Origin of the sequence: Notoacmeibacter marinus, assembly GCF_002238045.1 — a bacterium.
GTDB lineage: Bacteria > Pseudomonadota > Alphaproteobacteria > Rhizobiales > Rhizobiaceae > Notoacmeibacter > Notoacmeibacter marinus.
On the sequence record NZ_NBYO01000002.1, the window covers coordinates 586,791 to 610,382 of the forward strand.

Genomic DNA, 23,592 nt, shown 5'->3' on the forward strand with positions numbered 1-23,592 from the left:
GGAGAACTCCAATGGCAAATCTGGCAATCGGAATGATCGAAACCAAGGGCTACGTGCCCGCGCTCTCGGCTGCGGATGCGATGGTCAAGGCGGCCAATGTCGAGATCGTGGCCCGTAACGAGGTCGGCGGCGGTCTCGTCTCCGTGGTCGTGCGGGGCGATGTCGGCGCGGTCAAGGCGGCGACGGAGGCCGGTGCGATGGCGGCGAGCCAGGTCGGCGACGTCACCGCCGTACACGTGATCCCGCGCCCCCACGCCGATCTCGGCAAGCATTTCGAAGCGGCGAAGTAAGCTCGGACCGTAAAGAGGACGGATAGGATGACGGAACTTCGCGTGTATCTCCCCATCGAAGATCTGCAGCCGCAATTCGCGGCCTATCTGTCCTCGCCGACCCGGGCGCGCGCCTATCCGCCCTTTCGGGGTCAGCACTCGCTGATCATCGAGGTCGCGCCGGCGCTCAGCATTCACCGCATTACCGATCTGGCGCTGAAGGTCGCGCCGGATATGGAACCGGGCATCCTGTTCACCGAGCGTCAGTTCGGCCTCCTGGAACTGCACGCCGATTCCATGGAAGAGCTGGACGCCGCCGGCCGGGCCATCCTGAAGGGCATCGGCGCCAAGGCGACCGACCAATTGGCGCCGAAGGTGCTCTACCACGACATCATCGAAGACTTGTCGGACCAGCACGCCATCATTCTGAACCGGTCGCGCGACGGCTCGATCCTGGTGCCGGGTGTGGCGCTTCTGATCTACGAGATGGCGCCGGCGCTTTTCGCCTGCGTCGCAGCAAATGAGGCCGAGAAGGCGGCGCCCGGTCTCACGATCAACGATGTGCAGATGATGGGCGCCACGGGCCGGATCTTCATGTCCGGCAGCGTCGAAGACATGACCATAGCGCGCGATCGCATCAGTGAAATTCTTAGCACGATAGAGGGCCGCTCATCGTAGCGGCAGCATGAACGAGGCAGCATAGACCACCACCCCAGCAAGGAGATCGATCATGATCAAAATGTCCAGACGGCAGTTCATCCATCGCACCGCGGCGCTATCGGGAGCGGCAGCTCTCGGGCCTTTGGCAGGGCCCGCCTTTGCCGATCGAACCGACGAATTGAACATCCTCTGTTGGGAAGGCTACAATTCCGACCAGGTGCTCGGCCCGTTCCGCGACATGCACTCCGGCGCGACCGTCCGCGCCGAAAGCGGTACATCCGATCCTGACATGATCAACAAATTGCGGGCGGGCGAGGTCAATGTCTGGGACCTGATCAATGTGAACCAGCCATGGGCGCGCGATCAGCTCTATCCGGAAAAGCTGATCAAGCCGCTGAACAAGGAGCGCTTCCTTCCCTATTTCGACCAGATGCTGCCGGAGTTCAAAGACTATCCGCTGGCCTTCGCCGAGGATGGCGAACTGATCGGCATGCCGCAGCGCTACGGCCCGTTCAGCTTTGTCGTGAACACCGATGTCATCAGCCGCGAAATGGCCGAGGATCAGGGCTGGAATCTCTTCCTCGATCCCAAGATGAAGGATCGCTACGGCGTTCTGACCTATGACAACTGGAACGTCATCCACCTCTGCCTGACCGCCGGGCTCAACCCGTTCGCACCGGTCGAGGGCGAAGACCTCGAAACCTTCAAATCGACGGCCGAGGCAATCTTCGGCGGATCGAAGCTTCTGACCGACGATTTGGTGGCGATGAACACCGCCCTGATCAATGGCGAGATCGACGCCTACTTCACCGGCGGCACCTACACCGCTTCGCCCGCACGCTATGACGGGGCGAGCAATGTGCGCGCCATCACACCGAAGAGCGGCCCGGTCGACGGCAAGGGCGGCGTGGTCTGGATCGAACTGACTTCGCTGGTCAACAACCCCGACCCCAGCAACCTGGCCGAGGACTTCCTGGAATATGTCCAGACACCCGAAGCCAGCAAGGCTGTCGCCTTTACCGAGGGCACCTACAACCCGGTCAGTCAGATGGGAAATCCGGAGGTGATGGAGAAGTTCGACGAGGAGGAGCTGGACGCCATCCAGATGGACAGCCTCGCCGAAGAGATGGAGCGCTCGCTCGATTACGAGGTCGTCACATCCTACGACCAGCTGATCGACATCTACACCAAGGCCCGCCGCTCCTGACCATAAGCGCCTGCGGCGTCATCGCCGCAGGCGTGCCAATTCGAGGCAGACAATGACGGATACCGCCTTCCTGCGCCTGCGCGGCGTGGTCAAGAAATTTCATAGCTTCACGGCGCTGCACGGGATCGACCTCGATATTCGCGAGGGCGAGTTCTTCACTATTGTCGGCCCGTCGGGCAGCGGCAAATCGACCATGATCCGCCTTCTCGTCGGCATGGATGACGTGACCGAAGGGCAAATCCATCTGCGCGACGAGCGCATCGATCAGATGCCAGCCAATCTGCGCCCGACCTGCATGGTCTTCCAGTCGCTGGCGCTTTTCCCGCATATGTCTGTCGGCCAGAACATCGAATTTCCGCTGAAGCTCCGCAAGGAGCCGCCCGCCCAACGGCGCGAGCGCGTCAACGAACTGCTCGATCTGCTGCATCTGCCGCGCAGCTATTACGACAAGCGCATCTCGCAATGCTCCGGCGGCGAGCGCCAGCGGATCGCGCTCGCCCGGGCGCTCGCCTTCGACCCCGAAATCCTCTTCTTCGACGAGCCGCTCTCCGCCCTCGACTATCGCCTGCGCAAGACGCTGGAGAAGGAGTTGAAGGACCTCCACCATCGCACCGGCAAGACCTTCGTCTACATCACCCATTCGCTGGAAGAGGCTATGGTGATGTCCGACCGGATCGCCATCATGAAGGACGGGCGGATCGAACAGATCGCCACCGCCGACGAAATCTATCGTCGCCCCGTCAGCCGGTTCGTCGCCGAATTCATGGGCGAGGTGAACCTCTTCAATGTGCGGTGCGGGCACGATGGCGCGGTCTCCGGGCCTGGCCTCAGCACGCGCGGCGACCTGACCGCCGAGGGTCTGCCGGCCGGAAGCGAGGCGCTGCTGATGGTCCGCCCGGAATATGTGCAGTTCGCCGCTCCCTCCGAGCAGTACGACTACATCCTGCAGGGCCGCGTGCGCGAGGAGTACATTCTCGGATCGCGCATCCAGTACGAGATCGAAGGGCCGCAGGACAAGCGCATCACGGTGGAGAAGCTGCGACAGAACCGGCTGGACGATGCCGTCGGCAAGCAGGTCCGCCTCGGCTTCAATGCCGAGAAGACCCATCTGATCGGAAACGGCTGATGGAGAGGACCGACCGCAAACTCGGCCTGCTGTCCGCGCTGCCGCTCACGGCGGTTCTGCTCCTGGCGTTTGTTGCGCCGATGGTCGTGGTGGCGATCTTTTCCGTCATGCCCCAGAAGGTGTTCAGCCTGACCCATACGCCCGATTTCTCGGCCTATGCGGTCTTCTTCGATCAGGGCTATTACCGCTCGCTGCTCTGGTCGCTCGGCATGGCGCTCGCCTCGACCGCCATCCTCCTCGTGATTTGCTGGCCGCTCGCCTATGGCATGGCGAAGGTCTTCGGACGCTTCACCCTCGTTTTGACCATCGCGGTCGTGATGAGCCTCTTCGTCTCGGAGAACATCCGCCTTTTCGGCTGGGTGCTGACCCTGATGAAGGGCGGGCTGATTGAGGGCCATCTGCGCGCATGGACGGGGATCAGCTTCGACAGCCCCCTCTACGGCGTGCCGGTCATCGTGTTCGGCCTGGTCTATGTCTATCTGCCCTTCATGCTGTTTCCGCTGGCGCAGGGCATCGCCATGGTGCCGGACGACACCCGCCAGGCCGCCGCCGATCTCGGCGCGACGCGCTGGCAGATCCTGACGAAGATCGACATTCCGCTGGCCGCGCCCGGCATCGTGGTGGGTTCGCTTCTCAGCTTCGTTCTGGCCGCCGGCGCGCTGGCCGAAAGCAAGATTCTCGGCGGGCAGGCCGTCATCGCCATCGCCGACGACATCGAGACCGCCTTTACCTTCGGCCAGAACTGGCCGCTCGGCTCGGCCCTGTCGATGATCCTGATCGTCATTATCGGCGCGCTGGCGCTCTTCGGCGTCAGTCGCGTCGATCTCGATGCGATCATGGGGAGGAAACGCTGATGCCTGCCTCCCGCTCCACCCGCATCGTGCTGTTCGTCTACGGCCTGCTGATCATCGCGCTGCTCTATCTGCCGCTCGTTTCCGTCGGCTTCGCCTCGGTCTCGCGGGCGCGCTATCTCAGCTTTCCGATCCGCAAATACTCCACCAAATGGTACACCAGCGCGCTGGAAAGCAGCACGGTGACCGACCTCTTCTGGACCTCCCTGACCGTGGCGGCGATCGTCACCGTCGTGTCCGTGGTGATCGCCTTCTTCGGCGCCCTTGCCTTCGCCCGATACAACTGGCGCTACCGGACGACCTTCCAGAAGCTGATCCTGCTGCCGATCTTCTTTCCTCAGACCGTGCTCGGACTGGCGCTTCTGATGTGGTTCAACTCGCTCGGCATCATTCCGACCTGGAAGACCGCCGTCGTGGCCCACCTTGTCTGGATCGCGCCGATTGCCACGCTCATCGTCGCCATCCGCGCCTATAGCTTCGACCCGGCTCTGGAAGAGGCGGCCCGCGACATGGGCGCCAATACCGGCACGATCCTGCGGCTGATCACCCTGCCTCTGCTGCTGCCGGGCCTCGTCTCCGCCGGTCTCTTCGCCTTCCTTCTGAGTTGGGGCAACTTTCCCCTCTCGCTCTTCACCACGGGCGCCGATTCCACGCTGCCCGAATGGCTCTATGCCAAGATGGTCTCCGGCTATTCGCCGCTGGTGCCGACGCTCGGCATCATGTCCGTCGCCGGCTCCTTCGTGATTATCATGGTGGCGCTCGCCGTCGCATGGCTGATGCGCGCCAACAGGGAAAGCAAGGCCGTCCAGAACTAGAAAACAGGGAGAACATCCATGCTCACATCGCTGAATGGAAAGAGCGTCATCGTCACCGGTGGCTCCAAGGGAATCGGCCGCGGTATCGCAACCGTCTTCGCCCGCCAGGGCGCCAGGGTCACGATCACCGCGCGCGGCGAGGACGCGCTGAAGAAGGCGGCCTCGGAGATCGAGGGCGATGTGCGCTACGAGATCTGCGACGTCTCCGACTGGGAGTCGGTCAAGGCGATGGTCGATAGCACGGTCGAAGCGCAGGGCGGGCTCGATGTCCTCTGCGCCAATGCCGGCGCGTTTCCGCAGACCAAGATTGTCGACATGGACCCCGACGAATGGGATGGCGTCATGGCGACGAACCTCCGCTCGGCTTTTCTGTGCGTGAAGGCGGCCATTCCGCATTTCGACAAGGCCGGCAAGGGCCGCGTGGTCCTCACATCGTCCATCACCGGGCCGATCACCGGCTTTCCGGGCTGGTCGCATTACGGCGCGTCGAAGGCCGGACAACTCGGCTTTCTGAAAACGGCGGCGATGGAGCTGTCGCGCTATGGCACCACGATCAACGCCGTCATGCCCGGCAATATCTACACCGAGGGCCTGCAGGATCTCGGCCAGGATTATCTGGACACCATGGCCGCCTCGATTCCGCTGAAGCGGCTCGGCGATGTCGAGGATATCGGCAATGCCGCGCTCTTCTTCGCCTCCGACGAGGCGGGCTACATCACCGGCCAGCAGATCGTCGTCGATGGCGGTCAAATCATTCCGGAGTCGCTCGAAGCGCTCGACGAAATCTGAGCGGGACGGGAGGTTCGCATGGCTGGATCGGACATGCCGCTGCAACAGCTTCTGGAGCATCTCCAGAAGCTGGCGGAAAAGGCTCTGACGCTGTGGGACGTGCCGGAGGATGCGACGGTGCGCCTCATCAACGTCTCCGAGAACGCGACCTATCTGGTCGAAGCGCCTGGCGGCTATCGCTCCATTCTGCGCATTCATCGGGAGAACTACCACACCCGCCGCGCCATCGAGTGCGAGCTGGCCTGGCTCGATGCGCTCGGCGCGGAGAAGGTCGTCATCACGCCCGGCTATTATCGCGGCAGGAACGGCGATCCGATCCAGCAGGAGCGGATCGACGGTCTGCCCGATCCGCGCTTCATGGTGCTGTTCCACTTCGTCGCAGGCACCGCCCCCGATGAGACCGGCGACATGCGCGACGGCTTCGAGGAACTGGGCGTCATCGCGGCGCGCTGCCACGAACACGCCATGCATTGGGAAAGGCCCGAACCCTTCGAACGCCTGACATGGGACGTCGAGGCCGTTTTCGGCGCCGAGCCGACCTGGGGCGACTGGCGTGACGCGCCGGAAGTGACCGACGAGGTGAAAGACGCTCTGGAAGAGGTCGAGCGGACCATCCGCTCCCGCCTTGCCAGCTACGGCAAGGCACCGGAACGGTACAATCTGATCCACGCCGATATGCGCCTTGCCAACCTGCTGATCGACGACAACGGCACCAGGCTGATCGATTTCGACGATTGCGGCTTCGGCTGGTTCATGTACGACTTCGCCGCCGCCATCAGTTTCATCGAGGACAGCCCGCAAATCCCGGCGCTGAAAGAGGCGTGGCTCAAGGGCTACCGCTCGGTGCGCGATCTGCCTGAAGCGGACGAGGCGGAGATCGACACCTTCATCATGCTGCGCAGAATGGCGCTTCTGGCCTGGATCGGCAGCCATATCGAGGCGCCGGAACCGCAGGCCCTGGCGCCCGGCTTCGCCGCGACGACGGCGCGGCTCGGGCAGCAATGGCTGGAGACCGTGCGATGAACTGGAAAACCGCCTTTCGCAGCTTCTATTACGAGAACGCCGAGGCGCCGGACGACATCGTTCTGTCACCGGCGCAGACGGCGCTGCTCGTGATCGACATCCAGAACACCTATCTGGAAACGCCGGACGATCCGGCCGAGGCGGAGCGCTGGCAGCCCTTCTTCGAGCGGATGAACGGCACCGTCATCCCGAACACGGCGAAGCTGCTGGACTGGGCGCGCGAAAAGGGCATCGAGGTGATGTTCGCGCGGATCGCCTGCCAGACCGAGGACGGTCGCGACCGTTCGCTGAGCCAGAAAAAACCCGGCTTCAACTATCTGTTGCTGCCCAAGGATCGCGCCGACAGCCAGATCGTCGATGCGCTGACGCCGCGCGGCGACGAGATTGCGGTGACGAAGACGACCGACAGCGTGCTGACCGGCACGAATCTGCGCCTCATGCTGCACAATATCGGCATTACAGACGTCATCGTCGCCGGCATCTTCACCGACCAGTGCGTCAGTTCGACGGTCCGCTCCCTCTGCGACGAGAGCTTCGGCGTGGTGGTGGTCGAGGATTGCTGCGCGGCGGCGACGGACGATCTTCACCGCCGCGAACTGGAGATCATCAACATGATCTACTGCCATGTCGTCTCATCCGAAGAGGCTATGTCCTTCGTGAAATAGCGCCGCTCGCGCAGGCCTGGGATTCGCCGTCACGCCGCGGTCGCCGTCACGCCACGGTGCCGGATCGACCACAGAACGGCCGACATCACCGTCTCGCGCAGTGAATGCGAAGGCGACCAGTTGAGGATGCGCTGCGCGGGCGTAGGGTCGATGGCCAGCTCGGTGCGATCGTCCGAACGGTTCGGCATGGGAACGATCTCGATATGCGAACCGGAAATCCGGCGCACCAGTTCGATCAGGTCGCGAACGCTCGCGCCACGGCCCGTGCCCAGATCCAGCGCTACTGTTTCACCCCCCTCAATCAGATAGTCCACGGCTTCGACATAGGCCGCCGCGGCGTCCATGACGTGAAGATGATCGCCGACGAATGTGCCATCCCGGGTCGGATGATCGCATCCGTAGAGTCGGAAGCAATCGCGCGTGCCGGCAACGGCTTCGGCGAGGCGGCCGATAGTATCGGATGGCCGGCTGCGCGATCGCTCGATCCGGTACTGGCCTTCGCAGCCGGCAGTCTCCAGATGGCGCAGCATGACCGTCCGGATACCGGAATGCCGCCGAGAATCGTCGAGCAATCGGTTGATCGAAGCCAGGTCGTGGCCACTTGCTTCGCCCGGCCCGGCGGACTCGTCCCTTATGCTGGGCCATCCCGAAAGGACGACCTTCTTCAATCCCTGGTCGGCCAGAAAGGACAGAAGAGCTGTCGTATCGTCAAACGCGCTGCCCGAGCCTTCCCCCGCTTGCCCGCCACCAACGGCGCGATCGGCCAGATGAATGACCGCCAGCGGTTTGTGGCGGGCAAGCGCGGTTTCGAGACGCGCTTTGTCGCCAATGTCGCCGATCTGTAACGGGCCCCACCGTACGTTGGCGGCACGGCCCGTGGAAAGATCGTCGTAGGCCACGGGAAGATAGCCCTTTCTTGCCAGTGAATAGCAGATATGCGAACCGAGATAGCCGGCGCCGCCCGTGACGAGAATTCTTTCCATCGTGCTCTTCCTCCATATTCGCCAACTGCCCGATATTCCGGGCCTGTCGAAATGGTTTTAAGCGCGATGATCGACACTGGGTGGAAGCAAGAAGATATTTCGGGTTCCCCTCAAGACGGTTCGACTATCCTTCGGTATAGGAGAACGATACATGCGCGTCCGCCGATAGACTTGGGAGCGCGCTATGATGCAGGCTCGAACTTGATGAAAGAACGAGGCAACACGATGATCGCTCATCGAACCTGTATCTCGCTGGCCGTCACAATCGGCTTTCTTCTTGTGGCAGCGAATGTGCGGGCCGCCGAGATCGGCGCGCCGCAAAACGATCCCGTGCTGACGGTCAACGGCCAGATCGAACGCACGAATGAAGGCGATACCGCGGTCTTCGACATGGACATGCTGAAAGCGTTGCCGGCGACCAGCTTTCGGACATCGACGATCTGGACCGATGACGTTCATCGGTTCACGGGCGTGGCGCTCGACGATCTTCTGGACGCGGTCGGCGCCCAGGGCAGAACGATAAACGCGATAGCGCTGAACGATTATGCCGTGGAGATTCCCGCCGCCGACGCTGTCGATGGTGGTCCGATCGTAGCCTACGAGATGGATGGCGCCGAGATGTCGGTTCGCGAAAAAGGCCCGCTCTGGATCGTTTATCCGTATGACGCCAAGGCCGACTATCGGACCGAGATGATCTATTCGCGCTCCATCTGGCAGCTCGACCGCATGAATATTCGATAGGAGCGACCTGATGTCATGAAGGGATGGCTCAAACGCTGGGGTCTTTACCGCCTCATTCCCGCGGTCATTCTGCTCTTGGCCTTGCTCTTTTCGATGCTCGGGGCGCAGATGTACCGCGAGGTGGCGGCGCTGCGGTCGGCCCCTCAGGACAACGTTCAGTGGACGCTGGCCCAGGTCGAGATCGAACTGCTGACCCTGCTCGATACACTCAGAGCCGCGCAGGACGCAGGCAAGGCCGATCCGCGCCGGCTGGCCGAACTGCGCAAGCGCTTCGACATTTTTTACAGCCGGAACAGAACCATAGCCCGGAGCCAGGGCTTTCAGGACTTGAGGACCATCGAACAGTTTTCGACGGCCCTCGGCGCGGTCCGGCAGACGCTCGACGACCAATTGCCCCTCATCGACGGCGACGACCCCGCTCTTTTCACCGGTCTGCCCGACCTCGAAGAGCAGTTCCAGGCCATTCGTCCGACGACCCGGCAATTGTCGCTGATCGGTATTCGGAAATTCGCCGAACTGTCCGATAAGCGGCGACACGATTTCGGACTTCTGGTCTTCCAGACGGCCGGGGTCGGGCTTGTTCTCATCGTCGCGCTGATCTTTGCCCTTGCGGTCCTGTACCGCCAGCGCCAGATCGCCCAGGCCAGTTCGGCGAAGGTCCGCGAAAGCCGTTCCCGCTTCGCCAATACGGTGAACGTCTCGCTGGACGCCATCATCGTGGCCGATGGCAACGGCACGATTCTCGACTTCAACCCGGCAGCCGAAAAGACGTTCGGCTATTCGCACGCCCGTGCGGTCGGCGCCGATATGGCCGATCTGATCGTGCCTCCGACCCTGCATGCCGCGCACAAGGAGGGCATGCGCCGCTATCTTCAGTCCGGCAAGTCCAAGCTGGTCGGCAAAGGCCGCTTCGAACTGGATGCGATGCATGCGAACGGTTCGATCTTTCCGGTCGAAATGTCGATAGGAGCGACGGCAGGCGAAAACGGCGAACCCATTCTCATTGCCTATGTTCGCGATATTTCGAAGCGAAAACGGATCGAAGTGGAACTGACCAATGCCCGTGATAAGGCGCTGGCGGCGGACAAGGCGAAGTCCCAGTTCCTCGCGGTCATGAGCCATGAGATGCGCACTCCGCTCAACGCCGTGATGGCGACGCTGGACCTTCTGGATCGGACCGAACTGAAGCCTCGCCAGCGCGATTTCCTCCAGACGGCGATCACCTCGGGCGAAATTCTCCAGCACCATATCGATGACGTGCTGGACCTGACCCGGATCGAGGCTGGCGCGATCGACCTGCAAGCGGAGCGGTTCGACATTCGCGACCTGATCGCCGAAGTCGAACGAAGCACTCAGTTGGCCGCTGACAAGAAGGGCGATGCGGTGTCTGTTCAGATCGATCTGGACGAAACGCAGATTTGCCTGGACCGGAACCGGCTGCGCCAGATCCTTCTCAACCTCGTAAGCAACGCCATCAAGTTCACCGACGACGGAACCATCGATATTATCGCCGCCAGCCATGCCGATACGGATGATCGGCGCGTTCTGACTTTCGAGGTCAAGGATACGGGGATCGGGATCGCGCCTGAGGATCTGGGGCGCATCTTCGGCGATTTCGTCACGCTCGACCCGTCATACCAGCGCAAGGCGGAAGGCTATGGTCTCGGCCTTGCGATCTGCCGCCGGATCGCCGCGGCGATGGGCGGCAAGATAACCGTGCGCAGCGAAAGAGGCGTCGGCAGCAGCTTCCTCGTCACCCTTCCGGAAGCCGAAGAGACACAGACGACCGAAGAACGGCGGCCGGAAAGTACGAGCGCGGCGGTTCCGTCCGGCGTTTCTCTGCGCGTCCTCATGGTCGAGGATAACGAGACCAACCGCTTCGTCGCACGTGCGATGCTCGAAGAAGAGGGCTGCACGGTCGTCGAGGCAGTCGATGGCGAGGAAGGCGTCGCCAAGGCTCAAGAAGAGCGCTTCGACCTTATTCTCATGGATATCAGCATGCCGAGGCTTGATGGGATCGAAGCGGCGCGTATGATCCGGAGCGGGTCAGGCGCGTCGAAGGCGGTGCCGATCATCTGCCTGACCGCCCATGCCATGTCCGAGACACGGGATGCCCTGCACGAAGCGGGGGTCACGGATTGCCTGATCAAGCCTCTACGCCGAAAGAACTTGCAGCATGTCCTTTCCATGGTTCTGAAACACGACAGAGCCCAAGAGCACGACGGCGATCCCGAAACGGATATTCTGATCGATCCGGTGCTGCTGAACGAGCTGGCAACCCTGATGCCGCCGGAGCGCCTCAATCGGTCTTTCGGGCGGTTTATCGAGGAAGTCGGCTCGTTGCGGGCGCAGTTCGAAACGCTGTGCGAGAGCCGCGATAGCCAGGCTGCGCTCAAACATGCTCACCATCTGACCGGTTCGTCAGGCATGTTCGGCGCGGTGGCTCTGACCGAGGCGTTCCGGCACTTTCAAGATCTGGCAGCGGCAGGCGACATGGCTTCCATCCTCGAATTGCTCGACGATGTCGATGCGTTGGGCCAGGAAACGATCGCCGCTTTCGAAACGGAGGGATGGGCCGCCCGACGACCCGTTCCGACCGAGGCGTCCTGAGCCGCAAACCATGAAGAACGCTGGTTTGAGTATCAGCGCCAGGCTCTGGAAACCAAGAACAGGCTCGGCTGAAACCGGAACTTGCCTTCACGGCCCGTCGACGCCCTCGACAGAACAGGCCTCGACTGTTCATTCCTTCAGACGGTGAATCGCTTTGGCATGCGAAGGCGGATTTCGGTCCCGCTTCCCGCACGCCTTCGAAACTCCGGGCCATTGCCTCCCACCGAAGCAGAAGCCGCTAAGCGTCGGTGTCCTGGGTCGGAGCCCTAGTTCCCCCACATGGATAGAGTTGCCTTTGCCGCGCCCGTTACAGCTGTGAACCCCTTGGCGATCTCGATGAGATTGGTCTGTTTGGAATCGTAGCAGGCCAGCGCGTCGCCGGGCATCATGAACGGGTTGAAGTCGTCGCGGTCGCGATCGCGTAGCAACCGCTCCACTTTCCGCTCGATGACGATGGATTCGCCGGTTAGCGGGTTTCGGGAGATCAGCGCCGCCGTTCGGTCAGCATTCACCCACTTCGTTCCGCCAAGGCAGTTCATGCCGACAATGGCGTCCAGAAAGCGCGTGCCATAGCGCAGTTCGCGCGAATCCTTGCCAACGGCGGAAAGAGCGTTGGCGGCGGCCGGCTGGGTCAGGTTCGACATGAAGACCTTCACGCCAGGCGTCGTTACAGGCGATGGCGCGACGAGATCGTCCTGAAAGCAGCCGCGACTGTCCACCTCGATACGGTCCCCGGCCAGAAGCAGCATGTCGTTGAAGGGAAGCCCCTTCATCGCGCCGCGCGCATCCACCGAGATGCTCCTGCCGCCCCGCACGATGCGGACATTCGTCAGATCGGCATCGGGACGAATGCCGCCGGCCGATTGCAGCGCGCGCGATAGCCGCCGCCCTTCGGCGGTGCCGCCGCCCGCATTCTGGCGAAGCGTGTCGCGATCATTGGCCGATACGCCTCCCACATCCACGGAACCGGGATCAAAGACGGCGCCCGAGACATGGACGCGCGCCGGCGCGAAATCCTGAAGCCGCACGGAGACCGGCGGCGCGGCCGAATAGATCGCATTGGAGATGAGCGCGGACGCAATGCGGCGTTCGATGGCTTCGACGCTCGAGCCCTTTGCGGCAATTGCGGGAAGGTGCGGCAGCCGGACCGTGCCGTCCTGAGAAACTTCGTAGGAGCCGCTGAAGGTGGGATCGTTGCCGACGGAAATCGTCAGAAGATCGCCGCTCGAAAGCAAAAGCCCGTCGCGGGGCATTTGCGGAGCGATCGCGGGAGAATGAGCCGAAGCCGTCGATGCGGTGCATTTGCGCAGATTCTGGTTTGTGGCGGTCTGCGTCCAGCGACCTTTCTGGCGGCGCGGCGAACGATATTGCGCCTGGTAGCTCAGCCCCTCGCTCACACTCTCGCGATTGTCGACATCATCCAGCGATGCACAGCCGCCGACGAGCGATGCGGCGATAAGCAGAGAAGCGCTCGATGCGAGCCATCCGGCGAATTGACGGTGTTTGCTCTCGTTCATTTCCAGGATCCTTCCCCGTTTTGTCTGGAGATGGTTTGCCATGGCCGATGAACGCCCGCGCGAACACGAAAGGATCGGGCATGGCGCATCGGTGAGCGGCACTATGCTGTCGGATAGCAATCCTGCTCTTCTTCCATCCCGCTCTGTTCCTTCGTCGTCACCCGCTGACTGCGGCAAGGCCTATCAATCCTCATGCAAAGACGCGGCGCATTTGGCCGCTCATCTGAGGTGCATAAAGATGACAAAGGCAGCGGCCGGATATTGGAAACGCGCAATGGCGGCACCGCTGGTTCGTGGTTTCGTCGCCTACAGCGCGTCGGAATTCGCCAGCAAGGCAACCCGGCTGATCGCTGTCATCGCACTTGCGCGCATGCTTTCACCAGTGGATGTCGGCATCGTGGCCGCGTCCATGGCAATCTCCGAGCTTCTGAAGGCCTTCACCGAGAACGGCGTGGTCCAGAAGATCATTGCCTCACCGGCCAGCGAATTGCAGTCGGTCGCGCGAACGGCACGGCGGCTCTTCGCGCTATGGTGTGCGGGTCTTCTGGTCCTTCAGGTCTTCATTGCGCTCGGCCTCTATCTTTGGACCGGCGAGGCAGCCGGCCCGATCATTATCGTTCTGATGGCCGGCGAATATCTCTTCATGCCGGCGGGCATCGTCCAGTGCGGTCTTGCCATGCGCGAGGGGCGTCTGAGCGGGACCGCAGCCGTGGCAGGCGCACAGAACGTCGCGGCAAACCTTCTACTGGCCATCATGGTCCTTGTCTGGCCCAGCCCGCTCGCCGTTGCTGCGTCGCGCCTGGCAAGTGCCCCGATCTGGCTGGTTGGGATGCGGCGTTTGCGGCCATGGACGGCCAGCCGTGAATATCGGTCGGCTCCCATGGCGCCGTTTCTGGGTTTCGGATCGTCGATCCTGGGCATCGAGTTTCTGAAAGTGCTGCGCTTGCAAGCCGACAAGCTGATTGTCGGCGCGCTGATGGGCCCCGAAACGCTCGGCATCTATTTTTTCGCCATCAATGCCGGGCTCGGAATCGCCAATTCCTTCGCTACCGCCTTTTCCATCGTCCTGTTCCCGCAGTTCTGCAACACGAAGGAGCGCGGCAAAACCCTGCGCAACGCCCTGAAGCTGGCGGCCGGCGTGCTCCTTCCGCTGGTCTGCCTGCAGGCTGTCGCCGCGCCGATCTATGTGCCGCTTGTCTTCGGAAGCCGATGGGTGGAGGTCGCGCCACTCGTCTCGGTGCTCTGCTTCGCCGCCGTGCCGGCGATCGTCTGGTCGACTGCCGCGCAATGGCTGCGAGCGGCGAACCGCGCCGAGGTCGAACTGGTCTGCTCGGCTTTCATCGCCGCCTTCATCACCGGCGCCATCGTGGTCGCCGCGCCTTACGGGCTGACCACGACCGTCTGGGCGGTTCTCGTTTCGTCGACCCTGGCCCAGTTGGCGGCCTCCGCTGCCGTTCTCGGTCGGCCCATCATCTCTTCCCACCTGCAACTGGAAAGGTAATCCCATGCCGTTCTTTTCCGTCATCATCCCCTGCTTCAATGCCGAACGCACATTGCCGGAGACGCTGGCGTCCCTTCGGAGCCAGATTTTCGCCGATTTCGAGATCGTCATCGTCGATGACGGTTCCTCCGACCGGACTTTGGAGATCGCCCGCCGTTTCGCAGCAAGCGATGAACGCGCCATACTGGTCGAGCTCACCAATGGCGGTCCCAGCCGTGCACGCAATATCGGCGCACTCGTTCATGCGACCGGCGATTATCTGGCGTTTCTCGACGCTGACGATCTTTGGGCGCCCAACAAGCTGGCGCGCATGGCCGCGCGATTCCGCGAACCGGACAGCCCGGAGGCGCTCTACGCCCGGATCGGTTTCTTTCGTTCCGATCCAAAGAATATGCGCACCGCATCCACCGTCGGACCAGGTTTTCTGACAACGCGCGATCTGCTGCGTGAGAACGCCGTCTGCACGATGTCCAACATCGTAGTGCGACGCAGCGCCTTTCTGGAGAGCTGCGGCTTCAACAATTCGCTGCGCTATGGCGAGGACGTCGAGTGGCTGATCCGCCTGATCGGTACCGGCGCCAGGTTGGAAGGCGTCGAGGACCTGCTGGTGTTCTATCGCGCCAGCGATGACGGCCTATCCGCCAATCTGGACGCCATGCACGATGGCTGGCGGCGAACCCTCGATCTGGTCCGCCGCATCGATCCGAACCTTCCTGCATCTGAAATCGCGGCCGCCGAGGCGATTCATCTTCGCTATCTCGCCCGCCGCGCGCTGCGTGTTCGCTCCGAGCCGCTGAGCGCCCTGCGTCTTGTGGCGAGCGCTCTTCTGAAGAGCCCGACCGGATTTTTCTCTCAGCCCAAACGGGGCGTTCTGACTGCCGCGGCCGCATTGGCCGCTCCCATGCTGCCGCGCGCCATTCACGACCGCGCCTTCGCCAACTGAACACCGACCAGAGGAGACTGTCATGTTCACCAGAAACCCCACCGCCAGCATCGTCGTGCCGGCCTTCAACGTCGAAGCGACCATAGCCGAAACCCTGCGCTCCCTATTGGCCCAGACCTTTACCGATTTCGAAATCATCATTGTCGACGACGGATCGAGCGACCGGACCGAAACAATCGTGAAGGCCTTTGGCGATCGGCGGGTGCGCCTGGTCACCCAGCGCAACCGTGGACTGGCCGGCGCGCACAATACCGGCATTCATGAAGCGCGCGGCGAATTCATCGGTTTTTGCGATGCCGACGATTTGTGGATGCCTGAAAAGCTGGAGCGCCACATCCGCCATTTGAAGGCCAGCCCGGATGTCGGGATCAGCTTTTCCGGCTCGCGCATGATCGACGCGAACGGCAAGCCCATCGGCATCGACCAGCGGCCCAAACTGCGAAACATCACGGCCGCGGATGTCTTCAAGCGCAATCCGATCGGCAACGGGTCGACCCCGGTGATACGCCGCGCCGCGCTGGACGGGTTTGCCTATCGCCCGGTTCACGAAACCGAGCGCGACTGGTGGTTCGACGAAAATTACCGCCAGTCCGACGACATCGAAGGCTGGCTGCGTTTCGTCCTGACCCAGGACTGGAAGATCGAAGGCATTCCCGGCCTTCTGACGCTCTACCGAATTCATACCGGGGCGCTTTCGGCAAATGTACAACGCCAGTTCGATAGCTGGCTCAAAATGCGTGAGAAGATGGCGCGCATCGCCCCGGCCCTGGTGGAAAAACATGGCGGTGCGGCCACGGCCTATCAGCTTCGCTACCTTTGTCGGCGCGCCGTCTCGATGCGTGATGGCGATCTGGCCTGGGAGCTGTGCGTCCAGTTCGTCCGCGCCTCGAAGCGACCGATGGTCGAGGAACCCCTCAAAACCGCCGTCACCATCGGCGCCGCTGCCACTCTGAAGCTGCTCGGCGCTGGAATCTACCTGTTTGCCGAGCGAAGCATGCTGCGCCGCCAGGCTGCCTGAACCCAACCGTCAAGAAGGAGAGCCGACCATGATCCGTGCCGTAACCCATCTCGTCGACGATGCTTCCTTTGGGGGCGTCAACCGCATGCTCGATTATATGGCCAGTTCGCCATCTTTGGGCTGCCATCATCAGCACCGTATCGAGCGCGTCTCGCGCGGCCAGCTTTCCCTGTCGGGGCTGACCACCGACATCATTGTTTCGCATCTGTCGATCAGCTGGGCCAATCTGCCATTGCTGACCGCGCTGCGGGCCATTTACCCGAACCACCCGATCATCCATGTCGAGCATAGCTACTGCGAACGTTTCGTAGCGGCGAAGGTCTCGAACCGCATGCGGTTCGAAACGCTGCTGAGGATCAGCTACTCGCTGTTCGATCAGATTGTGGCCGTAAGCGAGGCGCAGGGTGCCTGGATGCGGCGCCGGGGATATTGCGCCGGTCAGCATCTGGAAGTTCTGTCGCCTTGCGTCGATCTGTCGTCTTTCTTTGCGCTCCCCGACAGACCGACGCGCCAAAGCGTCACGCTCGGCGCTATTGGCCGCTTCGACGAGCAGAAGGGCTTCGACATTCTGATCGACGCCTTTGTCGGCAGCCAGCGCGAGGATCTGCGTCTGGATCTCTTTGGCGATGGCCCGGAGCGGCAGCGCCTGATGGACAAGGCGGCCGACCATCCCCGCATCGCCTTTCACGGCTATCTCGCCGACACGTCGAAGGCCGTGGCGCAGTGCGATATCATCGCCATGCCGTCCAGATGGGAGCCCTACGGTCTTGTCGCGCTGGAGGCGATGGCTGCGGGCCGGCCCGTTCTCTGCAGCCGGGCCGACGGGTTGAACGACCACATCCGTAATAAAGCGACGGATATCGGCGAAAACAGCGTGGAAAGCTGGACCGCCTTTCTGGACGCAATGAACATTGTCGATCTTGCCGAAAGCGGTCGCAGCCTTCGTCGCACCGCCAAGCTCTCGGAAGCCAAGTTTCTGCTGGGCTGGAACGAACTCCTCTGGAACGCGGTCGGCGCCGATGCCGATCGCGCACTGGCTGCCTGATCGCTTAACCGTCCCTGGCGATCAGAAGCAGGGGCCGCCGGCTTTCACCGAGCCGGCGGCCTTTTTGCGTCTGGAAGTGGATTAGTGGCTGGCTGAGCCGGCATCCGTGTCGTTCGCCATCTCGCGCATGTGAATGCCGAGCAGCATAAGAGCGGGCCACAGAAGATAGGCCTCGATTTCGATATTCTCGCCGAATGTCAGAATGAGGACGGCCAGCATGATCGACAGCGGCAACCGTCCCCGCAAATGGTGAATGCTGTCGGCAATCACCGCCAGCATGTGAACCGCAAGGGGAATGGCGAACGCCAGAAATCCGGTCAGACCCTTCACGAAGAGAAGGCCGAACCAGGTGTGATGGCTGCCGATCGGCATATACTCGACCAGATGCGGACCGGGCTGCACGGTTCCGTGACCGAACCAGACCGCTTCGGTTTGCCAGCGCTCATAGGCGATGCGCTGCAGAGTTTCGCGGACCCGTGTGCTGTCAGCGCGGGCCGATTTGAACGCGCTGACGCCATTGAGGATCATGTCCAGCACCGCGCCGCCGATCATCGCCATGGACGCCATGAGGCCGGCGGCCAATTGCCAGGCAAAGCCCCTGGCGAGTAGCGGCATCATGCGCGGCGTCACCGTGCAGACCACCAGCGCGACGAGGCTCATGCGCGATTTCGACAGAAGGATCATGGCGAGGCCGGCGACAATACCGGCGACCATCCAGCGACGATCGCGATCCTCGAGGGCGAAGCAGACCATGACGACGCCCAACAACCCGGCAAAGGGCGACCACGGGGCGTAGAACTGCCAGCGCGGCGTCCAACTCGCCGGGTCGAGCGTATAGAGATAGACGGTGAAATATTCCGGACCGGGCCCGCCCGCCGCCTTCAGGGGCGAAACGAAGACTTTCTCCGGCAGACCGAGACTGGGCGCGAGCACGAAAAGCGGCAGCAGAAGAAGCGTACAAAGCCCGACAATGTTCTGGGAGCGGATCAGAACGATCCGGCGGATCGGCAAAATCGCGCCCGCAAATGGAAGCAGAAACAGAAGAGCCCACCCCTTGGCCCAGCCGATCGACGATTTGACTGTCTTGGCGACGCCGAGGCCCCAGTCGAAATGACCGGCCCAAAGCGCAATCAGCATCGCGATCATACCGGCGCCCCAGAGCCAAACGAGACCCGGCACGCCACCTGTCGCGCGCAGGTCCCTTCGCATGGCGGGACCGAGATAGAGCGCGGCGGCGGCGAGCCCGGCAAGAAGCCAGGCCACGATCGGACCGACAAGATAAAGAGCGCCGAAGGCGTAGAACGCCCAGGTCAGCGTTATGGCCCAGAAGACAAAGGCCTCTGCCGGGTTATTCCGCGTCATGTTCTGTGGCCGGACCGGCGTTTCGCAACCGCCCCGTCAACCGATCGATCAACGGACGGCGAAGCCAGCTCAGCACCAGTCCCATCGTGGCGAACAATGTCGCCACAATGCCCGCCAGAATGGCAAGCAGACGATTGGGCGACGAAGGCTCCAACGGCAGGCTGGGCGGTTCGGCGATCTGAACCATGGGATAGGACGCAAAAATATCGGTCTTCGACGCATTCAGCCGAGCCAGCGCCGAAGTGAAGACTGCTTCGGCGACCTTGTAGTCGCGGTTCAGCTTATCCAGTTCGGACGCCACGCCGATCAGGTCGATCACCCGGCTTTGCGCGTTGGCAAGCTCCGTTCTGAGCGCGACCAGGCGGGCCTTTTGCCCGTCTCGCCTCGCGACTTCCGAGACGAGGCGGGAGAGCAGCGCGCCCCGCTCGCCGTCGGCCGCCCGTTCCACCTGATCGCGGAGTTGGTCGGCAGGAAGGCCCGTGACCCGCACGGCCCGCTCGACGAGTTGACTTTGCAGACCGCTATGACGGTCGCGAACCGAAACGATCTCCGGGTGTCGTGGCCCGTACAGTCTAGCGAGCGATGCGAGTTTGGCGGTTTCATCCGCCAGGCTTTTTGAAAGCATGGCGTATTGCGGATCCACATGAAGCTTGATCGTGCGCGCGGCGGCGTCTGGCGTGATACCGAGAAGGCGGGCCAGCGTCGAAACGGTCCTGGCCGTATCACGCAGCTGTGCTTCACCCTCAGCCACCTGTGACAGAAGGGTTTCCTTGGCCAAGACGATTCCGTCGAACTGTTCCTTCGAGCTGAGGCCCGTTTTCGACTGAAGCGCGCTGATCCGGTCGCGAATGGCGTTCACCCCTTCCTGATACTTGCCGACGGTATCAGTGGTCGAAGCCTCGCGGCGCTGGATCTCGTCTTCACGCAGGCTGGTCAGTTCGGCGAGAAAGGCGCTCAATACGGCTTCACTGCGTTGCCGCGCGGCATCGGGTGTGCGGCCCTTCATCTGTACTTCCATAAGACTGGTCTGATCGACCAGCTTGACGCGCGGCCGCCCGAAAGCGGCTTCCTCAATGCCGGAAAGGCCGGCGGCGCGCCGAATGACACGACCGGACTGCACCAGCTTCTGATAAGTCACCGTCGGGCTGATCGACGAACTGGAGTAGGACGAATTGGCCGAGGTCGACGCCTGGCCGATTTCTGACAGGCTGACCGAGCTCGAAACCCCCGTGCCAGGCAGAATAAGAGAGATGCTGGACGTATAGCTGACCGGTGCGAACTGAAGATAAAGCGCGATGGGCACCCAGATCGCGCCAACGAGACCGCCAATGGTGAAGACGTAACGCGGCAGTCGTCCGGCATCGCCGACCCGGCCGCCACAAATGAGGCGCCGCGCTGACAGATGGCGCAGCGGAGTGCGCGCCAGGCGGACTGGATTGAATGGCCGCCTACCCTTCGCCGAAGGGGGCGACGCCGTTGCATCCATCATCGGCGCGCCTTCGACAAACGGCTCGCCGCTGAATGATCTTATGGGTGCGTTCATGGCTCGGTCCTCGTTTGCCGGGCAGGATATCGCCTGGCGGGCAGAGGATCGGCGCATTCTCGGATAGGAATGGGTTCGGAAGGCTGGAGCGCCTATTCGAAGGGATAGTCGGTCGCTTCACAAAGCCGTTCGAGACGAACGCCGGTTCGGATCAGAAGAGCCCTTCCTCCTTGGCAATGATGGCCGCCTGGGTTCGATTTTTGGCCTCCAGCTTGCGGCAGAGCGTTTTGACGTGAAGCTTGATCGTCACTTCCTGGAGGCTGAGATCACGGGCGATCTCCTTGTTCGACTGACCCTTTACGAGGCCATGAAGGACCTGCAATTCGCGCTCGGTCAGCTTCTGTGCCAGCGGATGGGCGGTCTGCTCTTCCGCCTCCGTCAGGAACTGGATCGGCGCATATTGCTCACCCGCCGCCATGAACCGAATGGCGTGGATCATCGATTTCGCCGCAATGGTTTTCGGCAGGAATCCTGCCGCGCCGATCGCCAGCGCCTCTTCCGCCGTGGCGCGGTCGATCGTGCCTGAGATGATGGCGACAGGACTCTTGAAATTGAGAGCCATGGCGCGTTTAAGGCCGTCCAGCCCGTCCATGCCCGGCATGGTGTAATCGAGCAAAACCAGATCGAACGGTCCGGCCGACGACATCTGATCGGCCGCCTCGGGAAAATTGGCGGCCACCGACACGCTCATATCCTTCTCATTCTGCAGGAAGGCGCAGATTGTATCGCGAACCAGTTCGTGATCGTCCGCCAGCAACAGTTTCATACCGTCTCTCCAACTACGCAAATAATCCTATAACATGCCGTTTATGCCGCCGGGTAAACCCGATGTGTAGCATTGCATCTATTTCGTATAGGTATCTGCTGTCGATACGCATGGCCGACCCATGCGTCCAATGCACGACCTATCCCGATGACAGCCGCACATCGCGCCCTTGCCGGTTCAGTCTCCAGCAAACGCAATGGAGGCGACCGTGACAGACCTAGAAACCTGCAATCTCTTCAATCTCGATATCGTCCGCGAGGGGCGGGACCGAACAATCGACGCCATGCTGGACATGCGCGGCTATCGCCGAACGGCTGCATTCGTCAACGCGCATTGCATCAACGTCATGGCGCGCTCGCACGATTATCGATGGGCGCTCGACAAGGCCGATTACATCCTGCCCGACGGCATCGGCATGGCGCTGGCCGCGCGGATGCATGGCTTGGGATTCGAAGAAAATCTGAACGGAACCGATCTGTTCGTGCCGCTCTGCCGAGCAGCCGCCGAACGGGGCCGGTCCGTCTTTTTCTTCGGCAGCCGGGAAGGTGTCGCGCAAGCCGCCGCCGAGCATGCCGCCTATCTCGTTCCAGAACTGAAAATCGCCGGAACACGCAACGGCTATTTCGATGCAGCGGACAATGACGACATTATCGCCGAGATCAACCGGTCTGGAGCGGACATCGTGCTTGTCGCGCTCGGCGTGCCGGCGCAGGACATATGGATCGCCCGCCATCGCCACCGTCTCGATGCGTCGCTCGTCATGGGCGTTGGCGCGCAATTCGACTTCTGGTCCGGGCGCATTCCGCGCGCACCTGTCAGACTGCGCAAGATGCATCTCGAATGGGCGTGGCGGCTAGCCGTCGAGCCCCGTCGTCTTGCTAGGCGTTACATCCTCGGCAACGCCGCCTTTCTGGGCCGCGCCGTAAAGAGCGCCGTATCGGATAGGATGGCAGGGCCGTTCTCCGACTGGCGCGCCCGGGCGCTCGACCTTGTGCTCGCCAGCACGGCCATCGCAACGCTCCTGCCGGTCTTCGCGCTGATCGCACTGGCCATCCGGCTCGGATCACCCGGTTCGGTCCTCTTCCGGCAAATCCGCATCGGACAGGGCGGCGAGCCTTTCGAGGTTCTGAAGTTCAGAACCATGTATGCCGATGCCGAGAAGCGTCGTGACGAAGTTCTTGCGTTCAAGGATCGCGCGGGCATCTGTTTCAAGGCGAAGAACGATCCTAGGATTACCCCGGTCGGTCGGTTTCTGCGGCGCTACTCACTCGATGAATTGCCGCAGCTCTTCAATGTTCTAAAGGGTGAGATGAGCATTGTCGGCCCGCGCCCGGCCCTGTCCGATGAAGTGGCGGCCTACCCGCCAAAAGCGCACGAACGCCTGGCCGCACGCCCCGGTCTCACAGGGCTTTGGCAGGTTTCCGGTCGCGCGGAAATCGGCTTCGACAAGATGGTCGAGATGGATGTCGCCTATGTGCGGTCCAAATCCATCCTTCTCGATTTCGCCATGCTGGCGCTGACGGTTCGTGCGGTCTTGACCGGCCGGGGCGCGTACTGATCGCGCCACCCTTCACAGCGTTCGGGATCGCAAACGCAGCCTATTGCGCAGCCAGGGATCGACTGCTATCGACATAACAAGACTTATTTAGTCAAGAAATAGAGGTGGTCTTGTGTTTCGCTTTCTTCGGCCGGCTACCGCCGTTCTGCTCGCACTCGCTCTTACCCCAGCCGTCGCGGGAAACACCCTCGCGGCGGAGGCGTCATCTTCAACGCAAACCGTTGCCTCCGCTACGACAGGAGAGCCCGAAGGGCCGGCACTAACGCTTGAGCTCAATGAACTGCGCAGGGATGACGGCGCCTGCCGCATCACCTTCGTGGCCCATAACGGCTTGCCCTCCAACCTTTCGGCTCTGGCTTACGAGATGGTTCTGTTTGGAACCGATGGCGGCATCGAGCGGATGACGAAGTTCGATTTTGGCCCAATGCCGCAGGGCAGAACGATCGTGCGCCGTTTCAATATGCCCGAACTCGATTGCGCCGCCGTCTCCCGCATTCTCATCAACGGCGTGACGCGTTGCCAGGGGGCTGAGCCTCGAACGTGCGAACAGGCGCTCACGACAGCGAACCGAACCGGCATCGTCTTCGGCCTTTAGGATTA

Annotated in this window: 22 protein-coding genes; 17 read left to right on the forward strand and 5 right to left on the reverse strand. The window is 62.1% G+C overall.

Going from position 1 to position 23,592, the window contains the following annotated elements:
• The first annotated feature begins 11 nt into the window (after window positions 1-11).
• From B7H23_RS10980 to B7H23_RS11020, 9 genes are read left to right on the forward strand one after another with little or no spacing between them, the layout of a single operon-like run.
• Window positions 12-290, forward strand: coding sequence for a BMC domain-containing protein (locus tag B7H23_RS10980; protein ID WP_094077441.1), 279 nt, complete (start codon window positions 12-14; stop codon window positions 288-290).
• 27 nt (window positions 291-317) lie between these two features.
• Window positions 318-947: a microcompartment protein gene (locus B7H23_RS10985; RefSeq protein WP_094077442.1), complete on the forward strand. Its 630-nt coding sequence runs from the start codon at window positions 318-320 to the stop codon at window positions 945-947.
• 52 nt (window positions 948-999) lie between these two features.
• Entirely contained in the window at window positions 1,000-2,136 is a 1,137-nt protein-coding gene (locus B7H23_RS10990; protein WP_094077443.1) for an ABC transporter substrate-binding protein, read from the forward strand.
• A gap of 52 nt (window positions 2,137-2,188) precedes the next feature.
• Entirely contained in the window at window positions 2,189-3,262 is a 1,074-nt protein-coding gene (locus B7H23_RS10995; RefSeq protein ID WP_094077444.1) for an ABC transporter ATP-binding protein, read from the forward strand.
• Entirely contained in the window at window positions 3,262-4,116 is an 855-nt protein-coding gene (locus tag B7H23_RS11000) for an ABC transporter permease (RefSeq protein ID WP_094077445.1), read from the forward strand. The genes B7H23_RS10995 and B7H23_RS11000 overlap by 1 nt, the downstream gene beginning before the upstream one ends.
• The gene (locus B7H23_RS11005; RefSeq protein ID WP_094077446.1) at window positions 4,116-4,928 is read left to right on the forward strand and encodes an ABC transporter permease; all 813 of its coding nucleotides are present in this window, start codon (window positions 4,116-4,118) and stop codon (window positions 4,926-4,928) included. Before B7H23_RS11000 ends, B7H23_RS11005 begins: the two co-directional genes overlap by 1 nt.
• A gap of 18 nt (window positions 4,929-4,946) precedes the next feature.
• On the forward strand, window positions 4,947-5,717 hold the full coding sequence (fabG, locus tag B7H23_RS11010) for a 3-oxoacyl-ACP reductase FabG (protein WP_094077447.1): 771 nt from the start codon (window positions 4,947-4,949) through the stop codon (window positions 5,715-5,717).
• Between the two features lie 18 nt (window positions 5,718-5,735).
• Window positions 5,736-6,740, forward strand: coding sequence for a phosphotransferase enzyme family protein (locus tag B7H23_RS11015; RefSeq protein WP_240535071.1), 1,005 nt, complete (start codon window positions 5,736-5,738; stop codon window positions 6,738-6,740).
• Window positions 6,737-7,405 carry a cysteine hydrolase family protein gene (locus B7H23_RS11020; RefSeq protein ID WP_094077448.1) on the forward strand — a complete coding sequence of 223 codons (669 nt, stop codon included), beginning with the start codon at window positions 6,737-6,739 and terminating at the stop codon, window positions 7,403-7,405. Before B7H23_RS11015 ends, B7H23_RS11020 begins: the two co-directional genes overlap by 4 nt.
• Before the next feature lie 29 nt (window positions 7,406-7,434).
• On the opposite strand, the gene B7H23_RS11025 is transcribed toward B7H23_RS11020, so the two are convergent.
• Window positions 7,435-8,388 (reverse strand): GDP-mannose 4,6-dehydratase, encoded by a 954-nt coding sequence (locus B7H23_RS11025; RefSeq protein ID WP_094077449.1) that lies wholly within the window; start codon window positions 8,386-8,388, stop codon window positions 7,435-7,437.
• Between the two features lie 225 nt (window positions 8,389-8,613).
• On the opposite strand from B7H23_RS11025, the gene B7H23_RS11030 reads away from it, so the two are divergent.
• Complete coding sequence (locus tag B7H23_RS11030; RefSeq protein WP_094077746.1) at window positions 8,614-9,129, forward strand: putative pterin-binding protein; 516 nt, start codon at window positions 8,614-8,616, stop codon at window positions 9,127-9,129.
• A gap of 15 nt (window positions 9,130-9,144) precedes the next feature.
• Entirely contained in the window at window positions 9,145-11,739 is a 2,595-nt protein-coding gene (locus B7H23_RS11035) for a hybrid sensor histidine kinase/response regulator (RefSeq protein WP_094077450.1), read from the forward strand.
• A 266-nt stretch (window positions 11,740-12,005) separates the two neighbouring features.
• Here the strand turns inward: B7H23_RS11035 and B7H23_RS11040 are convergent, their stop codons facing one another.
• The gene (locus B7H23_RS11040) at window positions 12,006-13,256 is read right to left on the reverse strand and encodes a polysaccharide biosynthesis/export family protein (protein WP_094077451.1); all 1,251 of its coding nucleotides are present in this window, start codon (window positions 13,254-13,256) and stop codon (window positions 12,006-12,008) included.
• A 274-nt stretch (window positions 13,257-13,530) separates the two neighbouring features.
• On the opposite strand from B7H23_RS11040, the gene B7H23_RS11045 reads away from it, so the two are divergent.
• The 4 genes from B7H23_RS11045 to B7H23_RS11060 are packed head-to-tail and all read left to right on the forward strand — an operon-like array spanning window position 13,531 to window position 17,763.
• Complete coding sequence (locus tag B7H23_RS11045) at window positions 13,531-14,757, forward strand: oligosaccharide flippase family protein (protein WP_094077747.1); 1,227 nt, start codon at window positions 13,531-13,533, stop codon at window positions 14,755-14,757.
• Window positions 14,758-14,761: 4 nt separating this feature from the next.
• Window positions 14,762-15,700, forward strand: coding sequence for a glycosyltransferase family 2 protein (locus tag B7H23_RS11050; protein ID WP_094077452.1), 939 nt, complete (start codon window positions 14,762-14,764; stop codon window positions 15,698-15,700).
• A 22-nt stretch (window positions 15,701-15,722) separates the two neighbouring features.
• Window positions 15,723-16,718 carry a glycosyltransferase family 2 protein gene (locus B7H23_RS11055; protein ID WP_094077453.1) on the forward strand — a complete coding sequence of 332 codons (996 nt, stop codon included), beginning with the start codon at window positions 15,723-15,725 and terminating at the stop codon, window positions 16,716-16,718.
• A 28-nt stretch (window positions 16,719-16,746) separates the two neighbouring features.
• Window positions 16,747-17,763, forward strand: a complete 1,017-nt coding sequence (locus B7H23_RS11060) for a glycosyltransferase family 4 protein (protein ID WP_094077454.1) — start codon at window positions 16,747-16,749, stop codon at window positions 17,761-17,763.
• Window positions 17,764-17,844: 81 nt separating this feature from the next.
• Here B7H23_RS11060 and B7H23_RS11065 read toward each other — a convergent pair whose 3' ends face one another.
• The 3 genes from B7H23_RS11065 to B7H23_RS11075 all read right to left on the reverse strand — a co-directional run bounded on the left by B7H23_RS11065 (window position 17,845) and on the right by B7H23_RS11075 (window position 21,434).
• Entirely contained in the window at window positions 17,845-19,125 is a 1,281-nt protein-coding gene (locus B7H23_RS11065; RefSeq protein WP_094077455.1) for a capsular biosynthesis protein, read from the reverse strand.
• On the reverse strand, window positions 19,112-20,668 hold the full coding sequence (locus tag B7H23_RS11070) for a GumC family protein (protein WP_094077456.1): 1,557 nt from the start codon (window positions 20,666-20,668) through the stop codon (window positions 19,112-19,114). The genes B7H23_RS11065 and B7H23_RS11070 overlap by 14 nt, the downstream gene beginning before the upstream one ends.
• A 151-nt stretch (window positions 20,669-20,819) precedes the next feature.
• Window positions 20,820-21,434 carry a response regulator gene (locus B7H23_RS11075; protein ID WP_094077457.1) on the reverse strand — a complete coding sequence of 205 codons (615 nt, stop codon included), beginning with the start codon at window positions 21,432-21,434 and terminating at the stop codon, window positions 20,820-20,822.
• A 208-nt stretch (window positions 21,435-21,642) separates the two neighbouring features.
• Between B7H23_RS11075 and B7H23_RS11080 the strand changes: the two genes are divergently transcribed.
• Window positions 21,643-22,992 (forward strand): sugar transferase, encoded by a 1,350-nt coding sequence (locus B7H23_RS11080; RefSeq protein WP_206608892.1) that lies wholly within the window; start codon window positions 21,643-21,645, stop codon window positions 22,990-22,992.
• Between the two features lie 112 nt (window positions 22,993-23,104).
• Window positions 23,105-23,587 carry a hypothetical protein gene (locus tag B7H23_RS11085; RefSeq protein ID WP_094077459.1) on the forward strand — a complete coding sequence of 161 codons (483 nt, stop codon included), beginning with the start codon at window positions 23,105-23,107 and terminating at the stop codon, window positions 23,585-23,587.
• The last annotated feature ends 5 nt before the right edge of the window (window positions 23,588-23,592 follow it).